General features: G+C 60.6%; 16 protein-coding genes, 1 other RNA gene and 1 pseudogene. 7 read left to right on the plus strand and 11 right to left on the minus strand.

Going from position 1 to position 17,280, the window contains the following annotated elements; translation table 11 throughout:
- Window positions 1-26: 26 nt before the first annotated feature.
- Window positions 27-1,811 (plus strand): GspE/PulE family protein, encoded by a 1,785-nt coding sequence (locus KW837_RS09500; RefSeq protein WP_218395357.1) that lies wholly within the window; start codon window positions 27-29, stop codon window positions 1,809-1,811.
- 176 nt (window positions 1,812-1,987) lie between these two features.
- A complete protein-coding gene (locus tag KW837_RS09505; RefSeq protein WP_218395358.1) occupies window positions 1,988-2,308 on the plus strand; it encodes a DUF2388 domain-containing protein in 321 nt (106 codons plus the stop codon).
- A 164-nt stretch (window positions 2,309-2,472) separates the two neighbouring features.
- Here KW837_RS09505 and gcvP read toward each other — a convergent pair whose 3' ends face one another.
- The 10 genes and pseudogenes from gcvP to KW837_RS09550 all read right to left on the minus strand — a co-directional run bounded on the left by gcvP (window position 2,473) and on the right by KW837_RS09550 (window position 14,794).
- Window positions 2,473-5,346 carry an aminomethyl-transferring glycine dehydrogenase gene (gene gcvP, locus KW837_RS09510; protein ID WP_218395359.1) on the minus strand — a complete coding sequence of 958 codons (2,874 nt, stop codon included), beginning with the start codon at window positions 5,344-5,346 and terminating at the stop codon, window positions 2,473-2,475.
- A gap of 269 nt (window positions 5,347-5,615) precedes the next feature.
- A complete protein-coding gene (gene gcvH, locus KW837_RS09515; protein ID WP_192344978.1) occupies window positions 5,616-6,002 on the minus strand; it encodes a glycine cleavage system protein GcvH in 387 nt (128 codons plus the stop codon).
- Between the two features lie 50 nt (window positions 6,003-6,052).
- Window positions 6,053-7,135: a glycine cleavage system aminomethyltransferase GcvT gene (gcvT, locus tag KW837_RS09520; RefSeq protein ID WP_218395360.1), complete on the minus strand. Its 1,083-nt coding sequence runs from the start codon at window positions 7,133-7,135 to the stop codon at window positions 6,053-6,055.
- A gap of 156 nt (window positions 7,136-7,291) precedes the next feature.
- A complete protein-coding gene (locus KW837_RS09525) occupies window positions 7,292-8,908 on the minus strand; it encodes an iron ABC transporter permease (protein ID WP_123500396.1) in 1,617 nt (538 codons plus the stop codon).
- Between the two features lie 214 nt (window positions 8,909-9,122).
- Entirely contained in the window at window positions 9,123-10,127 is a 1,005-nt protein-coding gene (locus tag KW837_RS09530) for an extracellular solute-binding protein (protein ID WP_218395361.1), read from the minus strand.
- A gap of 221 nt (window positions 10,128-10,348) precedes the next feature.
- Entirely contained in the window at window positions 10,349-11,566 is a 1,218-nt protein-coding gene (locus KW837_RS09535) for a 2-octaprenyl-3-methyl-6-methoxy-1,4-benzoquinol hydroxylase (protein WP_218395832.1), read from the minus strand.
- 9 nt (window positions 11,567-11,575) lie between these two features.
- A pseudogene (locus tag KW837_RS28735) lies at window positions 11,576-11,671 on the minus strand (tetrameric acyl-CoA thioesterase); the annotation flags it as partial.
- A gap of 22 nt (window positions 11,672-11,693) precedes the next feature.
- Window positions 11,694-12,881 carry a 2-octaprenyl-6-methoxyphenyl hydroxylase gene (gene ubiH / locus KW837_RS09540; protein ID WP_218395362.1) on the minus strand — a complete coding sequence of 396 codons (1,188 nt, stop codon included), beginning with the start codon at window positions 12,879-12,881 and terminating at the stop codon, window positions 11,694-11,696.
- The gene (gene pepP / locus KW837_RS09545) at window positions 12,878-14,212 is read right to left on the minus strand and encodes a Xaa-Pro aminopeptidase (RefSeq protein WP_192344983.1); all 1,335 of its coding nucleotides are present in this window, start codon (window positions 14,210-14,212) and stop codon (window positions 12,878-12,880) included. The genes ubiH and pepP overlap by 4 nt, the downstream gene beginning before the upstream one ends.
- Before the next feature lie 27 nt (window positions 14,213-14,239).
- Window positions 14,240-14,794: a YecA family protein gene (locus tag KW837_RS09550; protein WP_008012538.1), complete on the minus strand. Its 555-nt coding sequence runs from the start codon at window positions 14,792-14,794 to the stop codon at window positions 14,240-14,242.
- 126 nt (window positions 14,795-14,920) lie between these two features.
- Between KW837_RS09550 and KW837_RS09555 the strand changes: the two genes are divergently transcribed.
- From KW837_RS09555 to KW837_RS09570, 4 genes are all read left to right on the plus strand, one after another.
- Window positions 14,921-15,130 carry a TIGR02449 family protein gene (locus KW837_RS09555; RefSeq protein ID WP_007899405.1) on the plus strand — a complete coding sequence of 70 codons (210 nt, stop codon included), beginning with the start codon at window positions 14,921-14,923 and terminating at the stop codon, window positions 15,128-15,130.
- Entirely contained in the window at window positions 15,127-15,444 is a 318-nt protein-coding gene (locus KW837_RS09560) for a cell division protein ZapA (RefSeq protein WP_123500406.1), read from the plus strand. The genes KW837_RS09555 and KW837_RS09560 overlap by 4 nt, the downstream gene beginning before the upstream one ends.
- 30 nt (window positions 15,445-15,474) lie before the next feature.
- A non-coding RNA gene (ssrS, locus tag KW837_RS09565) (6S RNA) lies at window positions 15,475-15,653 on the plus strand.
- Window positions 15,654-15,738: 85 nt separating this feature from the next.
- Complete coding sequence (locus KW837_RS09570; RefSeq protein ID WP_218395363.1) at window positions 15,739-16,344, plus strand: 5-formyltetrahydrofolate cyclo-ligase; 606 nt, start codon at window positions 15,739-15,741, stop codon at window positions 16,342-16,344.
- A 34-nt stretch (window positions 16,345-16,378) separates the two neighbouring features.
- On the opposite strand, the gene KW837_RS09575 is transcribed toward KW837_RS09570, so the two are convergent.
- Window positions 16,379-16,528 (minus strand): hypothetical protein, encoded by a 150-nt coding sequence (locus tag KW837_RS09575; protein WP_018927582.1) that lies wholly within the window; start codon window positions 16,526-16,528, stop codon window positions 16,379-16,381.
- A 188-nt stretch (window positions 16,529-16,716) separates the two neighbouring features.
- Here KW837_RS09575 and KW837_RS09580 point away from each other — a divergent pair, with 188 nt between their 5' ends.
- The gene (locus KW837_RS09580) at window positions 16,717-17,166 is read left to right on the plus strand and encodes an EVE domain-containing protein (RefSeq protein ID WP_218395364.1); all 450 of its coding nucleotides are present in this window, start codon (window positions 16,717-16,719) and stop codon (window positions 17,164-17,166) included.
- Window positions 17,167-17,280: the final 114 nt, after the last annotated feature.

Below are 17,280 nucleotides of genomic sequence, written 5' to 3' on the forward strand. Positions count from 1 at the left end.
CGAACGGTTGTTCAAAAGGAGCCCGCATGTCCGTTCAACTCGCCACTCAGGACCGCTGGCTGGACCTCAATGATTTGCTGCGTGAATTGGTCGCCCAAGGCTTTATCAGCCAGGATTCGGCCGAGCACGCGCTCAACGCCCGCCGCCGTCACGCCATAAATGGTCAACAGCACCCGCTGGAATTCATCGCCAGCCAACACCTGGACGACCTCAGCCGTCCCGGCAAACACCTCGATCTGGAAAGCCTGACACTCTGGCTGTCTCAGCAGGCCGGTCAGCCTTACTTGCGCATCGACCCGCTGAAAATCAACGTCGCGGCCATCACGCCGCTGATGTCCTATGCCTTCGCCCAACGCCACAAGATTCTGGCGGTATCCATCGACCGCGACGCCGTCACCGTGGCCAGCGCCCAGCCCTTCGTCAGCAGCTGGGAAGCCGACCTGACCCATGTGCTGAAGGTGCCGATCAAGCGCGTGGTGGCCAACCCGGTGGACATCCAGCGCTTCAGCGTGGAGTTTTTCCGTCTGGCCAAATCGGTCAGCGGCGCCACCAACGCCGACCAGCAAATCAGCACCCTGGGCAACTTCGAACAGTTGCTCAACCTCGGCGCCAGCGACCAGGAGCCGGACGCCAACGATGCGCACATCGTCAACATCGTCGACTGGCTGTTCCAGTACGCGTTCCAGCAACGGGCCAGCGATATCCACATCGAACCCCGGCGCGAGCAAGGCACGGTGCGCTTTCGCATCGACGGCGTGCTGCACAACGTCTATCAATTCCCGCCGCAGGTGACCATGGCCATCGTCAGCCGCCTGAAAAGCCTGGGGCGGATGAACGTCGCAGAAAAGCGCAAACCCCAGGACGGCCGGGTCAAAACCAAAACCCCGGATGGCGGCGAAGTCGAGCTGCGGCTGTCGACATTACCGACCGCGTTCGGCGAAAAAATGGTCATGCGGATCTTCGACCCGGAAGTGCTGCTCAAGGACTTCGATCAGCTGGGTTTTTCCGCCGATGACCTGCGTCGCTGGCAAGACATGACCCGCCAGCCCAATGGCATCATTCTGGTGACCGGGCCGACTGGTTCAGGCAAGACCACCACGCTGTACACCACCCTGAAGAAACTGGCGACGCCGGAGGTCAACCTCTGCACCATTGAAGACCCGATCGAAATGGTCGAACCGGCGTTCAATCAGATGCAGGTCCAGCACAACATTGACCTGACCTTTGCCGCCGGCGTGCGCGCACTCATGCGGCAAGACCCGGACATCATCATGATTGGCGAGATCCGCGATCTCGAAACCGCCGAGATGGCGATTCAGGCCGCACTCACTGGCCACTTGGTGCTGTCGACGTTGCACACCAACGACGCCCCGAGTGCCATCAGCCGCCTGCTGGAGCTCGGCGTGCCGCATTACCTGATCAAGGCCACGGTGCTCGGGGTCATGGCCCAGCGTCTGGTCCGGACCCTCTGCCCGCATTGCAAGGCGCCATTAACTTTGGGCGAGGACGACTGGCAAACCCTGACCCGGCCTTGGCAAGCGCCACTGCCAGGCAACGCACAACGCGCCATCGGTTGTCTTGAATGCCGCGAAACCGGCTATCGCGGCCGCGCCGGGGTGTACGAAATCATGCAACTGACTGACGGCATCAAAGCGCTGATCAACCCTGATACCGATTTGCTCGCGGTGCGGCGTCAGGCCTTTAAGGAAGGCATGCGCAGTTTGCGCTTGTCGGGGGCGCAGAAAGTGGCGGCGGGTTTGACGACGGTCGAAGAGGTGTTGCGAGTGACGCCGCAGAGTGAGCAGAAGTAGGCCTGATGTCGGTAGGAGCTGCCGCAGGCTGCGATCCGTTGATCTTGTTTTTAAAAGCAAAAATCAGAAGATCGCAGCCTGCGGCAGCTCCTACGGTGAGCCGACTAACGTCACGGAACTCGATTGGGTTATTGGCAATCAAAGCCCGCAGTTAAAACCCAGTGGAGTCACCTTTTATGCGTCTCAAACTTGCTGTCGCTACTTTCGCCATGTTGTCCCTTCAAGTCGGTTCGGCGATGGCTGATGACAGCTTTTTGCGTAACGTCCTTACTTCCGGTGCCACCACCGGTACCTCCTACCTGACCTCCAGGGATCATAAGCTGGTCGTCGCCGCCCAGGACGACGCCGGCAGCTTTGTCGCCAGTGACGGCGCCATTCGCGGCCCCTACCTGGAAGCCGCCATACAGAAAGTCCGTGCCGACAACCCTGGCCTGCAAGCCACGGACATGGAACTGGCGAACGCCATCCTGGCGAAGAATGCCATCGCCTCGAAGTAAGGTTCGTTGCTGAACAAAAATGCCGCTCACATGAGCGGCATTTTTTTGCGTGCGATACCTGTAGGAGCGAGGCTTGCCCGCGAAAGCGGTGAATCAGTCGACATAAATGTTGAATGTTAAATCGCTTTCGCGGGCAAGCCTCGCTCCTACAGGGGACAGCGACTTCAGCGATATTCGTCCACCGGCACACACGCGCAAAACAGATTGCGGTCGCCGTAGACATTGTCCACTCGGTTCACCACCGGCCAGTACTTGTGAGCCTTGGTGTGCGCATCCGGCGTCACCGCCTGCTCGATACTGTACGGGCGCTCCCAAACCCCGGTGATGTCGGCCAAGGTATGCGGTGAGCGTTTCAGCGGGTTGTCCTCCGCCGGCCAGTTGCCGTTCTGCACCTCGGTGATTTCCGCGCGGATACTCAGCATCGCGCCGATAAAACGGTCCAGCTCCGCCTTCGACTCACTCTCGGTCGGTTCGACCATCAACGTCCCCGGCACCGGGAATGACATGGTCGGCGCATGGAAGCCATAGTCCATCAGACGCTTGGCAACGTCCTCTTCACTGATTCCGGTCTGCGCCTTGAGCGGTCGCAAGTCGAGAATGCACTCGTGGGCCACTCGCTCGTTGCGCCCGGTGTAGAGCACTGGAAATGCACCGGCCAAATGCTGCGCCAGGTAATTCGCGGCGAGAATCGCCACCTCGCTCGCATCCGCCAACTGCGGCCCCATCATGGCGATGTACATCCAGCTGATAGGCAAAATGCTCGCGCTGCCCCAGGGTGCCGCGCTCACCGCGCCGTTCTCCGGCAGCGGGCCGTCGATGGGCACTACCGGGTGATTGGCGACGAACGGCGCCAGGTGCGCCCGAACGCCAATCGGGCCCATCCCCGGCCCGCCACCGCCGTGGGGAATGCAGAAGGTTTTGTGCAGGTTCATGTGCGACACGTCGGCACCGATGTCTGCCGGCCGTGCCAATCCAACCTGCGCGTTGAGGTTGGCACCATCCATGTACACCTGACCGCCATGGCTGTGGATAACTTCACAGATCTCGCTGATGCCTTCCTCGTAAACCCCGTGGGTCGAAGGATAAGTCGCCATCAGGCAGGCGAGTTTATCCCCCGCCGCCGTGGCCTTTTCCTTCAGATCATCCAGATCGACATTACCCGCCTCATCGCACTCGACGATCACCACCCGCATACCGGCCATCTGCGCCGAAGCCGGGTTGGTGCCGTGGGCCGATGACGGGATCAGGCAGATATCCCGCGCGCCCTGATGGCGGCTCTCGTGATATTTGCGAATCGCCAGTAACCCGGCGTACTCGCCCTGAGCGCCCGAGTTGGGTTGCATGCAGATCGCATCGAAACCGGTGATCGCGCAGAGCCAGCGCTCCAGCTCCTCGATCATCAAGGAATAACCCACCACCTGCTCTTTCGGCACAAACGGATGCAGGTTGGCGAACTGCGGCCAGGTGATGGGGATCATCTCGCTGGTAGCGTTGAGCTTCATGGTGCAAGAGCCCAGCGGAATCATCGATTGATTGAGCGCCAGGTCTTTGTTTTCCAGCTGCTTGAGGTAACGCAGCATTTCGGTTTCGCTGTGATGAGCGTTGAACACCGGATGACGCAGATAAGGTGTACTGCGCTGCAACCCGCCAGGAATGCCGGATACCAGCGTTTCAGCGTCCAGGTCGTCGACGTTGAGCCCATGATCGGCACCGAGAAACACATCGAACAGTTTCGCCACGGTGGTTTCGTCACAGGTTTCGTCAAGGCTCAGGCCCAGCTGCCCACGGCCGAGAATGCGCAAATTGATCTGCGCCGCCTGGGCACTTTCGATGATCGCCGTCTGAGTGCCCCCCACCTCCAGGGTCAGGGTGTCGAAGAAATTCTGGTTGAGACGGGTGATCCCGTGACGCTCCAGGCCGGCAGCGAGGATGCAGGTCAGCCGATGGACGCGCTGGGCAATCCGTTTTAGCCCTTCCGGTCCATGGTAGACCGCGTAGAAACTGGCGATGTTGGCCAGCAGCACCTGGGCGGTGCAGATGTTGGAGTTGGCCTTCTCCCGGCGGATATGTTGCTCGCGGGTTTGCAGGGCCATGCGCAGGGCGACGTTTCCGCGCGCATCTTTCGACACGCCGATGATCCGCCCGGGAATCGCCCGCTTGTACTCATCACGACTGGCAAAAAACGCCGCGTGGGGACCGCCGTAACCCATGGGTACGCCGAAGCGCTGGGACGAACCGAACACCACGTCGGCGCCCAACTCCCCCGGAGGGGTCAGCAACAGCAGGCTCAGCAGATCGGTCGCCACACAGGCCAAGGCATGCTGGGCATGCAGATGATCGATCAATGGGCGCAGATCGCGCACTTCACCGTGGGTGTCGGGATACTGCAGCAGCGCGCCGAACACCTGGTGCTGTTTCAAGTTATCCACAGCGTCGACGATCAGCTCGAAACCGAACCCTTCGGCCCGGGTCCGCACGACGGAAATGGTCTGCGGGTGGCAATTCTCATCGACGAAAAACAGGTTACTTCTGGATTTGGCCACGCGCTTGGCCAGTGCCATGGCCTCAGCTGCCGCCGTGGCCTCATCCAGCAACGAGGCGTTGGCCAGTTCCAGACCAGTCAGGTCGATGGTCAGCTGCTGGAAATTCAGCAACGCTTCGAGCCGGCCTTGAGCGATCTCCGGTTGATAGGGGGTATAGGCGGTGTACCAACCGGGATTTTCCAGCACGTTGCGCAGGATGACGGCCGGCGTGAGAGTGCCGTGGTATCCCATGCCGATCAGGCTGGTCCAGACCTGGTTCTGCTCGGCGTAGCCCCGCAACTTGGCCAGGGCAGCTTCTTCGTCGAGGGCCGGCGGCAGATCCAACGGCCGGTTGAGGCGGATTCCCGGCGGCACCGTCTGCTCGATCAGCTCGACCCGGCTACCAAGACCGAGGCTGTCGAGCATCGCCTGCTGCTCGGCGGCATCGGGGCCCAGATGGCGGCGCAGGAAGGTATTGGGGTCGCGTAACTGGCTCAAGGACGGCAACTGGGACATGACGGGCTCTCTCTTGACTGGCGCTCGGCGTCGATGCAATGCGGTCAAACCAGCATAGCAGTCGCTGCCGACAGCGAGCCTGTGGGGAGCTTGACACTTACCCTGTGGGAGCGGGCTTGCTCGCGAAAGCGGTGGGTCAGTCGCCATATACGCTGAATGATTAATTGCTTTCGCGAGCAAGCCCGCTCCCACATTTAGTCCTCAGCACATCAAGTTGGCAGATACAAAAAAGCCCCGGATAACCGGGGCTTTGAGGTAACGCTGAAGGCTTATTCGCCGATGGCGGCCTTGTAGGCAACTGCATCGAGCAGCAGATTGTCCAGTTCGGTGGTATCGCTTGGCTCGAGCTTGAAGAACCAGCTGTCATAAGGCGCGCTGTTGACCAGTTCCGGGTTGTTGGCCAACTCTTCGTTGACGGCAATGACGGTGCCGGAAACTGGCGAGTAGATATCGGAGGCAGCCTTGACCGACTCGACGACACCCGCAGCCTCACCGGCAGCGAACACTTTGCCGATTTCCGGCAGCTCAACGAACACTACGTCACCCAAGGCTTCCTGAGCATGGTCTGAAATACCCACTTTCACGCCGCCATCATGGTCTAGACGGGCCCATTCGTGACTTTCGGCAAAACGCAGGTCGACAGGGATTTCGCTCATGTTCTGTGTCCTCAAGAAAAATGTCAGCGGTCTTTGCCCGCCAAAAAAAGTTAGATCAAGGTTTTGCCGTGGCGTACGAAGGTCGGTTTGACCACTCGAACCGGGTACCACTTGCCACGGATTTCCACTTCGGCGCGGTCGGCGGTGGCCACCGGTACGCGCGCCAGTGCAATCGACTTGCTAAGCGTAGGAGAGAAACTACCACTGGTGATCTCACCTTCGCCAACATCAGCGATGCGAACCACTTGATGCGCCCGTAAAACCCCACGTTCCTCCAGAACCAAACCCACCAGTTTGTGCTGTACGCCATTGGCCTGTTCGGCTTCCAGGGCAGTGCGGCCAATGAACTGGCGCGTGGCCGGTTCCCAGGCAATGCTCCAGGCCATGTTGGAGGCCAATGGAGAAACTTCTTGATGAATGTCCTGACCGTAGAGGTTCATGCCGGCTTCGACACGTAAGGTATCGCGCGCGCCGAGGCCGATCGGGGAAATACCCGCGCCCACCAGATCGTTGAAAAAGCCCGGTGCCTGGTCGGCGGGCAGCACGATTTCCAGACCATCCTCACCGGTGTAACCGGTGCGCGCGATGAACCAGTCACCGTCGGTCTGACCTTCGAAATATTTGAGCTGCTGAATCAGCGTGCCGCGGGACTGAGTCACCAGTTCGGCAATCTTGTGCCGGGCGTGAGGCCCTTGAATGGCCAGCATCGCCAACTCGGAACGCTCGTTGAGCCGCACATCGAAGTCGCCGAGATGAGCCTGCATCCAGGCCAGATCCTGATTGCGGGTGGAGGCATTCACCACCAGGCGATAACCGTCCTCGAGACGATAGACGATCATGTCGTCGACGATGCCGCCGTGCTCGTTGAGCATGGCGCTGTACAAGGCACGGCCGGGGCTGTGCAGGCGTTCGACGTCATTGGCCAGCAAATACTGGAGCCAAACCTTGGCCTGAGGGCCGCTGACATCGATAACGGTCATGTGGGATACATCAAAAACCCCGCAATCGCGGCGCACCTGATGGTGTTCCTCGACCTGCGAGCCGTAATGCAGAGGCATATCCCAACCGCCAAAATCGACCATCTTCGCGCCGAGGGCGAGATGAAGGTCGTACAGAGGCGTACGCTGTCCCATGGGTTTCTCCTTCCGGGCGTGGCGAAGGTGCGGGCAGGCGCTGCACGGGATGAAATGCCTTGAAATAAAAGGCTTTCAGCCGATTTCAGCAACCCGATCCGAGGACGGACCGCACCGAATGCCGCGCATTGTAGCCGCAAGGTGTAGGACTGACACCTACGCGTTTCGATGCGCCGAACGTCGGATCAATCCGATGACCGGTAACAGCCCGACCAACACCAGGGTCAATGCCGGCAACGAGGCTCTCGCCCACTCGCCCTCGCTTGTCATTTCAAAGATCCGCACCGCCAGCGTGTCCCAGCCAAACGGGCGCATCAGCAGGGTCGCGGGCATTTCCTTGAGCACATCGACGAACACCAGCAACGCCGCGCTCAACGTGCCCGGCAGCAGCAGCGGCAGATACACTTTGAAAAACAGTCGTGGCCCACTGACGCCAAGGCTACGTGCTGCTTCGGGCAAAGAGGGCCGTATTCGCGCCAGGCTGCTTTCCAGCGGTCCATAGGCCACCGCGATAAAACGCACCAGATAGGCCAGCAACAACGCCGACAGACTGCCCAGCAGCAACGGTTTGCCCGCGCCGCCAAGCCAGCCTGACAGCGGGATCACCAGTTCGCGATCCAGGTAACTGAACGCCAGCATGATCGACACCGCCAGCACCGAGCCCGGCAACGCGTAGCCAAGGTTGGCCAGACTGATGCCGGAGCGGATCGCCCGGGTCGGCGCCAATCGACGGGCAAAGGCCAGCACCAGAGCGACACTGACGGTGATCAATGCTGCCATGCCGCCCAGGTACAGGGTATGGATGATCAATCCGGCATAACGCTCATCCAGATCGAAGCGCCCACGTTGCCAGAACCACACCACCAGTTGCAGCACGGGAATGACGAAGGCGCAGGCAAATACCAGACCGCACCAGCTCATGGCCGCCAGCGCCTTGAGCCCGCGCAGGTGATACAACGCCTTGACCCGTGGCCGTTCGTTGCTCGCCCGATTGGCCCCGCGGGCACGGCGCTCGCCATACAGCACGACCATCACCACCAACAGCAACAGGCTGGCCAGTTGCGCAGCCGTGGAAAGACTGAAAAAGCCGTACCAGGTTTTGTAGATAGCGGTGGTGAACGTATCGAAGTTGAACACCGACACGGCACCGAAATCCGCCAGGGTTTCCATCAGCGCCAACGCCACGCCCGCGCCAATGGCCGGACGTGCCATGGGCAACGCCACTCGCCAGAACGCCTGCCACGGGGATTGCCCAAGGACTCGCGCTGCTTCCATCAAGCCTTTGCCCTGAGCCAGGAATGCGCTACGTGCCAAGAGGTAAACGTACGGATAAAAAACCAGCACCAGTACCAGAATCACACCGCCGGTGGAGCGCACTCGCGGTAGCCTTAAACCGCTGCCGAACCATTCGCGCAGCAAGGTTTGCACGGGGCCGGCGAAATCCAGCAGGCCGACGAAGACAAATGCCAGCACATAAGCAGGAATCGCAAAGGGCAGCATCAGCGCCCAGTCCAGCCAACGCCGCCCGGGAAACTCGCAGAGGCTTGTGAGCCAGGCCAGGCTGACGCCCAGCAGCGTTACGCCAAAACCGACACCGAGGACCAGCGTGAGGGTATTGCCCAGCAGTCGCGGCATCTGGGTGTCCCACAGGTGGGACCAGATCTGCTGATCGATGGTTTGCCAGGAAAGAAGCAGGACGCTCAGGGGCAGCAGGACCAGCGCAGCAATGGCGAAGACCAAGGGATACCAGCGGCGTTGGGCGGGGTGGGCCAAGGAAGTTCTCTAGAAAATTGGGAGCCAACGCGGATCGGCAGTCGGTCCCATTCTGTGGCGAGGGAGCTTGCTCCCGTTCGGCTGCGAAGCAGCCGCAAGAGGTTATCAGATCATCTCGCTCGAGCGGAGTCCGATGCCTTCAGGGTCGCTTCGCGACCCAACGGGAGCAAGCTCCCTCGCCACAGACAAGTCTCTCACCACAGTAACAGTGGCTTCAGTTCCAGCCAGCCCGATCCATCATCCGAATCGCTTCAGCCTGACGCTTGCCCGCGATTTCCACCGGCAAGGTGTCGGCCTTAAACTTGCCCCAGCTCGCGACTTCAGCTGAAGGCTGAACGGCAGGGTTGGCCGGGAATTCCTGGTTCACGTCAGCGAAAATCTTCTGTGCTTCAGGCGTGGTCATCCACTCCACCAGCGCCTTGGCGGCTTCTGGGTGTGGCGCGTGTTTGGTCAGGCCAATGCCCGACAGGTTGACGTGCACGCCACGGTCGCTCTGATTCGGCCAGAACAGCTTCACCGGCAGGTCTGGTTTCTGTTTGTGCAAACGGCCGTAGTAGTAAGTGTTGACGATGCCGACGTCGCACTGGCCGGCGTTGATCGCCTCCAGCACGGCAATGTCGTCGGAGAACACGTCGGTGGACAGGTTGTTGACCCAGCCCTTGAGGATTTTCTCGGTTTTCTCGGCGCCATGGACTTCGATCATGGTGGCGGTCAGGGACTGGTTGTAGACCTTCTTCGCCGTGCGCAGGCACAGGCGACCTTCCCATTGCTTGTCGGCCAGCGCTTCGTAGGTGGTCAGTTCACCGGGTTTTACCCGGTCGGTGGAATAGGCGATGGTCCGTGCCCGCAGGCTGAGGCCGGTCCAGGCATGGGAGGACGCGCGGTATTGCAATGGAATGTTGGCGTCGATCACCTTGGAAGTGAACGGCTGGAGGATGCCCATCTGCTCGGCCTGCCAGAGGTTGCCGGCATCGACGGTCAGCAGCAGATCGGCAGTGGCGTTTTCGCCCTCTGCCTTGATCCGCTGCATCAGCGGCGCTTCCTTGTCGGTGATGAACTTCACCTGCACGCCGGTTTTCTGGGTGTAGACATCGAAGACTGGCTTGATCAATTCATCGATACGCGAGGAGTAAACCACCACCTCGTCGGCGGCCTGGGCGGCGGTGCAGCCAATCAGGGTCAGTGCCAGTGCGGTCAGTAGACGCTTGGGTGCCAACATGGAAGCGGTCTCTCGAGTAGGGAAGTGAGGGCGAATGATAAGGACTCATATTTCGCTTCTCAATCGAACAGTGAGTGGAGGCGTTACCGGATGTTGCACGATTTTGGAAGGTGCGTTGAATGTGCCGCCGCCTTCGCGAGCAAGCCCGCTCCCACACTGGAATGCATTTCAAATGTGGGAGCGGGCTTGCTCGCGAAGAGTCCATCAGCCCAGCGAAGATCTCAGGCCTTGGCCAACGCCGGCAGATCCCCAATCAACCCAAGCGCTTCACGCACGAACAACGCCTTGGCCTCGGGCATCTGATCGACCATCTTCAACCCGGTATTACGCAACCAGCGTACCGGCAACGGATCGGCCTGGAACAACCGCTCGAACCCTTCCATCGCCGCCATCAACGCCAGGTTGTGGGGCATGCGACGACGCTCGTAGCGACTGAGCACTTTCACGTCCGCCAACCGCTCGCCACGCGCGGCCGCTTGCAGCAGCACTTCGGCCAGCACCGCGGCATCGAGGAAACCGAGGTTCACGCCCTGCCCGGCCAGCGGATGAATGGTGTGGGCCGCGTCGCCGATCAGCGCCAAGCCCTCAGCCACGTAACGTTTTGCATGACGCTGACGCAGTGGCACACACAAACGCGGGTCGGCGCGGAGCATCGTGCCGAGGCAGCCTTCGAAGGCCCGCTCCAGCTCTTTACAGAAGCCTTCGTCATCCAGCGCCATCAAGCGCTCGGCTTCGCTCGGCGTGGTCGACCAGACGATCGAGCACCAATCCTGTTGACCGTCCCGCTCCAGCGGCAGAAACGCCAGCGGACCGTTGTCAGTGAATCGTTGCCACGCAGTCATTCGATGGGGTTTTGAGCTTTGCACGCTGGTAACGATCGCGTGGTGCATGTAATCCCATTCGCGAGTCGCAACACCGGTCAGGCGCCGAACGGCCGAGTTGGCGCCATCCGCCGCGATCACCAAAGGTGCCCGCAAGGTGCGGCCATCGGCCAGGGTCAGAAGCCAGTCGTCACCGGAGCGGCGCATCTGTTCCAGACGCGCATTGGCCAGCATCCCGAGATCGCAGTCGTGCAGTCGGTCGAGCAAGGCGTCCTGAACCACGCGGTTCTCGACGATATGCCCGAGCACTTCGGCATGCACGCTGGTCGCCGAGAAATGGATCTGCCCGGTGCCGCTGCCATCCCAGACATGCATGTCCGTATAGGGGCTGCTGCGCCGGCTGACGATGCCATCCCAAACGCCCAGACGTTCGAGTATTCGCTGGCTGGCCGCCGACAAAGCGCTCACCCGCGGTTCGAACGGAGCCTGCCCATCGAAGGGTTTGACGCTCAGGGGGCTACCGTCCAGCAGCAGGACTTCGAGCCCACTGTTTTGTAACGCCAGCGCCAGGGCACTGCCGACCATTCCGGCCCCGACAATCAGCAGATCTGCGCGCATATCCATGCTTTAAGCCTGTCTCGCTTGCGGCTTGAGCCGCACATAAAGGTTTTTCTCGACCCGCGTCACCCAAGTGCTCGCGCCGTCGTGAATATCGACTTGCAGGTACACCCTGCCCGACTTTCGCTTAGTCATCGGGACGCGTACCCAGGCCCATGGCCTGCCGGGCGAACCAGCGTTTGGCCGGCGGCAGCAGATCGAGGCCAAGCAGCCCAATGTTGCGGCCCAGGGAAACCAGCGGCTGAGTGCTGCCAAACAAGCGGGTGACCTGATCGGAGAAGCCCACGGTCAGGCTCTGGTCCAGACGCTGACGCTCGCGATAGGCCTGCAAGGTGGCGAAATCGCCGGGCGATGTCTCGCTGCCCAACAAACTGTCGGCCAGCGCCTGGGCGTCACGCAACGACAGGTTGAACCCTTGCCCGGCAATCGGATGCAGGCTGTGGGCGGCGTTGCCGAGGATCGCCAGATGCGGGCGGACTTGTTCCTCGGCTTCGATCAGCGACAGCGGATACAAATTCCGTGCGCCCACCTGTTTCAGCGTGCCGAGACGATAACCGAAGATGCCCTGCAGCTCAGTGAGAAAGCTGCGGTCATCAAGGGCTGCCAGTCGTTGCGCGTCCATGCCCAGACGGGTCCAGACCAAAGCGCAGCGATTGTCCGGCAATGGCAGCAAAGCCATCGGCCCATCGTCGGTGAAACGTTCGAAGGCCATGCCGTTGTGCGCTTCACTGGGGGTGATGTTGGCGATCAGCGCGCTCTGGTTATACGGGCGTTTCTTGATGCCGATCCCCAGTTGCTCGCGCAAGCCGGAACGGCCGCCATCGGCGAGCACCGCAAGGTCGCATTCCACCAGGGTTTCATCGTTGAGCGTCAGGCGATAGCCGTCGGTCAGCGGTTCCATGCCGGTGACCTCCGCCGGGCAACGCCAACTGATCACGTCCTTGTCCAGACTGTGCCAGAGGCATTGGCCGAGCCAGGCGTTTTCCACCACATAACCCAGCGCCGGAACGCCCTCTTCCATCGCCGACAGCCGCGCGGTGGAGAAACGTCCACGGTCGGAGACATGAATCTGCTTGATCGGCTCGGCGCGGCGGGAGATTTCCTGCCACACACCCAACCGTTGATAAATCTGCCGGGCACCAAAGGACAGCGCCGAAGAGCGGGCGTCATAACTCGGTTGATAGCTGTCGCCGGGGGCAAACGGTTCGATCAGCACGATCTTCCAGCCACGGGCCTTGGCCCCGGCCTGCAACGCCAACGCCAGGCTGGCGCCAACCAGGCCACCGCCGATGATTGCCAGATTGACTCGACTCATGCCGCTTGTGTCCGTGCTGCGGCCATCAATGCCTCGATGTCGGCGACCGTTTTCGGCACGCCGTTCGTCAGGATTTCACAACCGGTTTTAGTGACCACCACGTCGTCCTCGATGCGCACGCCAATGCCGCGCCATTTCTTCGCCACGTTCTGGTTGTCCGGCGCAATGTAAATGCCCGGCTCGACCGTCAGCGCCATGCCGACTTCCAGCACGCGCCATTCGCCGCCGACCTTGTACTCGCCAACGTCGTGCACATCCATGCCCAGCCAGTGGCCGGCGCGGTGCATGTAAAACGCTTTATAGGCTTCGCTGGCGATCAACTCGTCGACGTCGCCCTGCAACAGGCCCAACTTCACCAGACCGGTGGTAATCACCCGGACCGTGGCTTCGTGCGCCTGATTCCAGTGTTTGTTCGGCGCAATTTCGGCAAACGCCGCTTCCTGAGAAGCCAGCACCAACTCGTAAATTGCCTTCTGCTCCGGTGAATACTTGCCATTGACCGGCCAAGTGCGGGTGATGTCGCTGGCGTAGCAGTCGATCTCGCAACCGGCGTCGATCAGCACCAGATCACCGTCCTTGAGCACTGCGTCATTCTGCTGGTAATGCAGGATGCAGCTGTTGCGCCCGGCGGCGACGATCGAACCGTAAGCCGGCATCTTCGCCCCGCCCTTGCGAAATTCGTAATCGAGCTCGGCTTCGAGGCTGAACTCATGCAAACCGGCACGGCTGGCTTGCATCGCACGAATATGGGCCTGGGCGGAAATCCGTGCGGCTTCGCGCATTACCTTCACTTCTGCCGCCGATTTATACAGGCGCATGTCGTGAAGCAGATGATCCAGGGCAACGTATTCGTTCGGCGGCTGGGCGCCGAGGTGCGCTTTTGAGCGGATCACGTTGATCCAGTCCATCAGGTGCCGGTCGAATTCCGGATTGCTGCCCATGGCCGAGTACACCCGGTCACGGCCTTCGATCAGGCCCGGCAGGATGTCGTCGATGTCGGTGATGGGGAATGCGTCGTCGGCGCCGAAGTCGCGGATCGCGCCTTCCTGGCCGGCGCGCAGTCCGTCCCACAATTCCCGTTCGGCATTACGTTCCCGGCAAAACAGCACGTATTCGCCGTGCTCACGGCCGGGCATCAAGACGATGACGGCTTGAGGCTCGGGGAAACCGCTGAGGTACTGGAAATCGCTGTCCTGACGGTAGACGTGCTCGACATCGCGGTTGCGGATGGCCACCGCGGCGGCAGGCAGGATGGCGATGCTGTTGGGTTCCATCTGCGCCATCAGGGCCTTGCGGCGACGGCTGTATTCCGATTTCGGGATATGAATCATGGGCAGACGGCTTTCCCTGGCACGCGATTAATGCAACGACGGTTTGGCAGCCGCTTCGTCGGTTTTCTTGGTTTCGGTGAACAGCAGCAACGGAGCGACGCGCAGGTACTCCATTACTTCCATGTAGTCGCTTTCGCCGTCGTCGGACTCTTCCAGCGCGTCCTGTACCTGGGCAATGGCGGCGAGATCCTGCAGCACTTCGGTGGCTTCAGTGCTCAAGGCATATTCGCGGCGGGTCAGACCGAAGCCGGTAAGAAAGCCCTGGCACCACTGGCCCAGTGCAGCCGCGCGCTCGGTGAGCGGCGCGTCGTCGGTCGGCAGCAGCAGAACAACGGTCATGTCGTCGCTGGTAAGCTCGCCCTTGACCATCTCTTGCAGGCCGATCAAGGCGTTGCGAACGTTGTCTTGTGGCTCGCCTTCGAGCAGCTCGGCGGCGTCAGCCAACCAGCTGTCGGCTTCGAAGCCGGCACCGGCGCAACTGCGGCCGAGCAACAAGCCGTGCAGTTCGGCAGGCGAGACGGGATGGCCGCTGGTGCTCAGCAGGGTGGCAAAGGCTTGGTACGGAGAATTCTGAATGGGCATGGGCAGCTAGGCGCCAGACGGCGCTATGTCTAGAATGAAGGCCTTGTATCCTACATCGACAGACTCGCCAAGACTATTAAAGGCTGTCCGCCAGCTATCACGCATCAGACACAACCAGTGGACACAATGGAAGACACCGACCTGCAAGCGCTGATGGCCAGACTCGAGCTGCTAATTACTCGAGTCGAGCAACTAAAGAGTCAGAATGGACTCCTATTAGCTCAGGAAAAGAGCTGGCGCGAGGAACGCGCGCATCTCATTGAAAAAAATGAAATCGCCCGGCGTAAGGTCGAATCGATGATTTCGCGCCTCAAGGCCCTGGAGCAAGACTCATGAGTTCAAGCAATAGCGTTACCGTGCAGATCCTCGACAAAGAATATTCGATCATCTGCCCCCAGGAAGAGCGCAGCAACCTGGTGAGCGCTGCTCGTTACCTGGACGGCAAGATGCGCGAAATTCGCAGCAGCGGCAAAGTCATCGGCGCCGACCGCATCGCCGTGATGGCCGCGCTGAACATCACGCACGATCTTCTGCACAAGGAAGATCGCCCGGATGTGCAGGCCAGCGGTTCGACCCGCGAGCAGGTTCGCGACCTGCTGGACCGCGTCGATCTGGTGCTGTCGACCGATCCGGATGTCACCAAGGGCTGAAACGCGAAACCGCTTGGGGTATACTCGCATCACTCCCTGGGGTGCTTGCCAGTTGACGACGTCCCTGAGCCGATTCGCACTACCCTGGAGGTTGCACGTTGGGCTGGTGTGCATGTCCGCTAGACGGAAAGCCTTAAAGCCTACTGCATCTTCCACCTTGAACTTTCGGGTTCAAGGGCTAAGTCGACAGCGGTTCATCCGGGGAGCCTGATTCCAGTCCGATGCCGGTTTAAATACCGGCATCGGCTTTTTTACGGGTACGCTTTGGTACTCGCACTTCTGAAGCCTGAACCCATGACCGAACCTGCGCTGCTGCCCCGCCCGCAACTTCGACGCATGCTGCGCAAGGCCCGCCGCGCACTGACACCCAGTCAGCAGCGCGAGGCCGCTCGCGGGCTGTATAAGCAATTGGCCCAGCACCCGCTGTTCCGCCGCGCAAAACACATCTCCCTGTACCTGCCCAACGACGGTGAAATCGATCCGCGCCTGCTGATGCGTGCCGCGCAACGTCGGGGCAAGGCGACGTATCTGCCGGTGCTCAGTGCCTGGCCGCGAACCAAAATGGTGTTCCAGCGGATTCGCCCCGGCGAAAAGCTCAAACCCAACCGTTTTCGCATCCCCGAACCTCGCCACAACATCGCCCGACAACGCAAGGTCTGGGCGCTGGATCTGGTGTTGTTACCGCTGGTGGGGTTTGACGATGTCGGCGGACGCCTGGGAATGGGCGGTGGTTTCTACGATCGAAGCCTGGCGTACCTGGCGCGCCGCAAAAACTGGCGCAAGCCGACGCTGCTGGGCCTGGCCCATGAATGCCAGAAGGTTCAACGATTGGCTCAGGCGAGCTGGGATGTGCCGCTGCAGGGAACGGTCACGGACAAGGCGTGGTATTTCGCGGACTAGACGCCACTGATTTCAGCGGCGTCGAAAGACAGGTTCAGCGCTTGAAGGCCGACGGCTGTTGCTGCGCGATCTCGACCGGAGCATCGGGTTTGTTGTTCCACAGGCTTTGGGCATAGCCGGTGGTCACGACACCAAGGCCGAACAAAATAACCAAAATCCATAGTAAATCCGGTTTGCGTTTCATCGATTGCCCCCCAAAGGCACATCAACACGATGACAGCAGCGGTTTCCGTTGTAGGTGTAGGCCGTGCAGCAGCGTCAAGCTTAGAAGGCCGGCATTTTGCGACAACGTGAACCGACACGCAAACGCTGGCGTCAACCGACTGTCGGTTTGTCATAAAATTGCCCACTCACCTCGCAAGGAGCAAAACCATGGCCTATTGGCTGATGAAATCCGAGCCCGACGAACTCTCGATCGAAGACCTGGAGAAGCTTGGCCGAGCGCGCTGGGACGGGGTTCGCAACTACCAGGCGCGAAACTTTTTGCGGGCCATGGCGGTGGGTGACGAGTTTTTCTTCTATCACTCCAGCTGCCCGGAGCCGGGGATTGCCGGGATCGGCAAGATTGTCGAGGCAGCCTATCCGGACCCGACGGCGCTGGAGCCTGAGAGTCATTACTTCGATCCGAAGGCCACTGCCGAGAAAAACGCCTGGAGCGCGATTGATGTTGCTCACGTCGAGACGTTTTCCAAGGTGCTGAAGCTCGATTATCTGAAGCAGCAAACGGCGTTGGCCGAGATGCCACTGGTACAGAAAGGCTCGCGACTGTCGGTGATGTCCGTCACCGCTGAGCAATGGGCCGCGGTGCTTGATCTGCGCTAAATAACGCAGATCCGTCCGTCACACTGGATCATCTCCCGATCGGTCAGGGTGACCCTCAGTTGACTGACATCAAGCCCCTCAGGCGCTTGCCTGTCAGACTACGGCGCTACAGAC

It is taken from the genome of Pseudomonas sp. PDM24 (assembly GCF_019218905.1).
Classification (GTDB): domain Bacteria; phylum Pseudomonadota; class Gammaproteobacteria; order Pseudomonadales; family Pseudomonadaceae; genus Aquipseudomonas.

Excerpts from the sequence above, each read along its gene's own strand:
- KW837_RS09500 (WP_218395357.1), top strand. The coding sequence starts at position 27 with ATGTCCGTTCAACTCGCCACTCAGGACCGCTGGCTGGACCTCAATGAT.
- KW837_RS09505 (WP_218395358.1), top strand. The coding sequence starts at position 1,988 with ATGCGTCTCAAACTTGCTGTCGCTACTTTCGCCATGTTGTCCCTTCAA.
- gcvP (WP_218395359.1), bottom strand. The coding sequence starts at position 5,346 with ATGTCCCAGTTGCCGTCCTTGAGCCAGTTACGCGACCCCAATACCTTC.
- gcvH (WP_192344978.1), bottom strand. The coding sequence starts at position 6,002 with ATGAGCGAAATCCCTGTCGACCTGCGTTTTGCCGAAAGTCACGAATGG.
- gcvT (WP_218395360.1), bottom strand. The coding sequence starts at position 7,135 with ATGGGACAGCGTACGCCTCTGTACGACCTTCATCTCGCCCTCGGCGCG.
- KW837_RS09530 (WP_218395361.1), bottom strand. The coding sequence starts at position 10,127 with ATGTTGGCACCCAAGCGTCTACTGACCGCACTGGCACTGACCCTGATT.
- KW837_RS09535 (WP_218395832.1), bottom strand. The coding sequence starts at position 11,566 with ATGCGCGCAGATCTGCTGATTGTCGGGGCCGGAATGGTCGGCAGTGCC.
- ubiH (WP_218395362.1), bottom strand. The coding sequence starts at position 12,881 with ATGAGTCGAGTCAATCTGGCAATCATCGGCGGTGGCCTGGTTGGCGCC.
- pepP (WP_192344983.1), bottom strand. The coding sequence starts at position 14,212 with ATGATTCATATCCCGAAATCGGAATACAGCCGTCGCCGCAAGGCCCTG.
- KW837_RS09550 (WP_008012538.1), bottom strand. The coding sequence starts at position 14,794 with ATGCCCATTCAGAATTCTCCGTACCAAGCCTTTGCCACCCTGCTGAGC.
- KW837_RS09555 (WP_007899405.1), top strand. The coding sequence starts at position 14,921 with ATGGAAGACACCGACCTGCAAGCGCTGATGGCCAGACTCGAGCTGCTA.
- KW837_RS09560 (WP_123500406.1), top strand. The coding sequence starts at position 15,127 with ATGAGTTCAAGCAATAGCGTTACCGTGCAGATCCTCGACAAAGAATAT.
- KW837_RS09570 (WP_218395363.1), top strand. The coding sequence starts at position 15,739 with ATGACCGAACCTGCGCTGCTGCCCCGCCCGCAACTTCGACGCATGCTG.
- KW837_RS09575 (WP_018927582.1), bottom strand. The coding sequence starts at position 16,528 with ATGAAACGCAAACCGGATTTACTATGGATTTTGGTTATTTTGTTCGGC.
- KW837_RS09580 (WP_218395364.1), top strand. The coding sequence starts at position 16,717 with ATGGCCTATTGGCTGATGAAATCCGAGCCCGACGAACTCTCGATCGAA.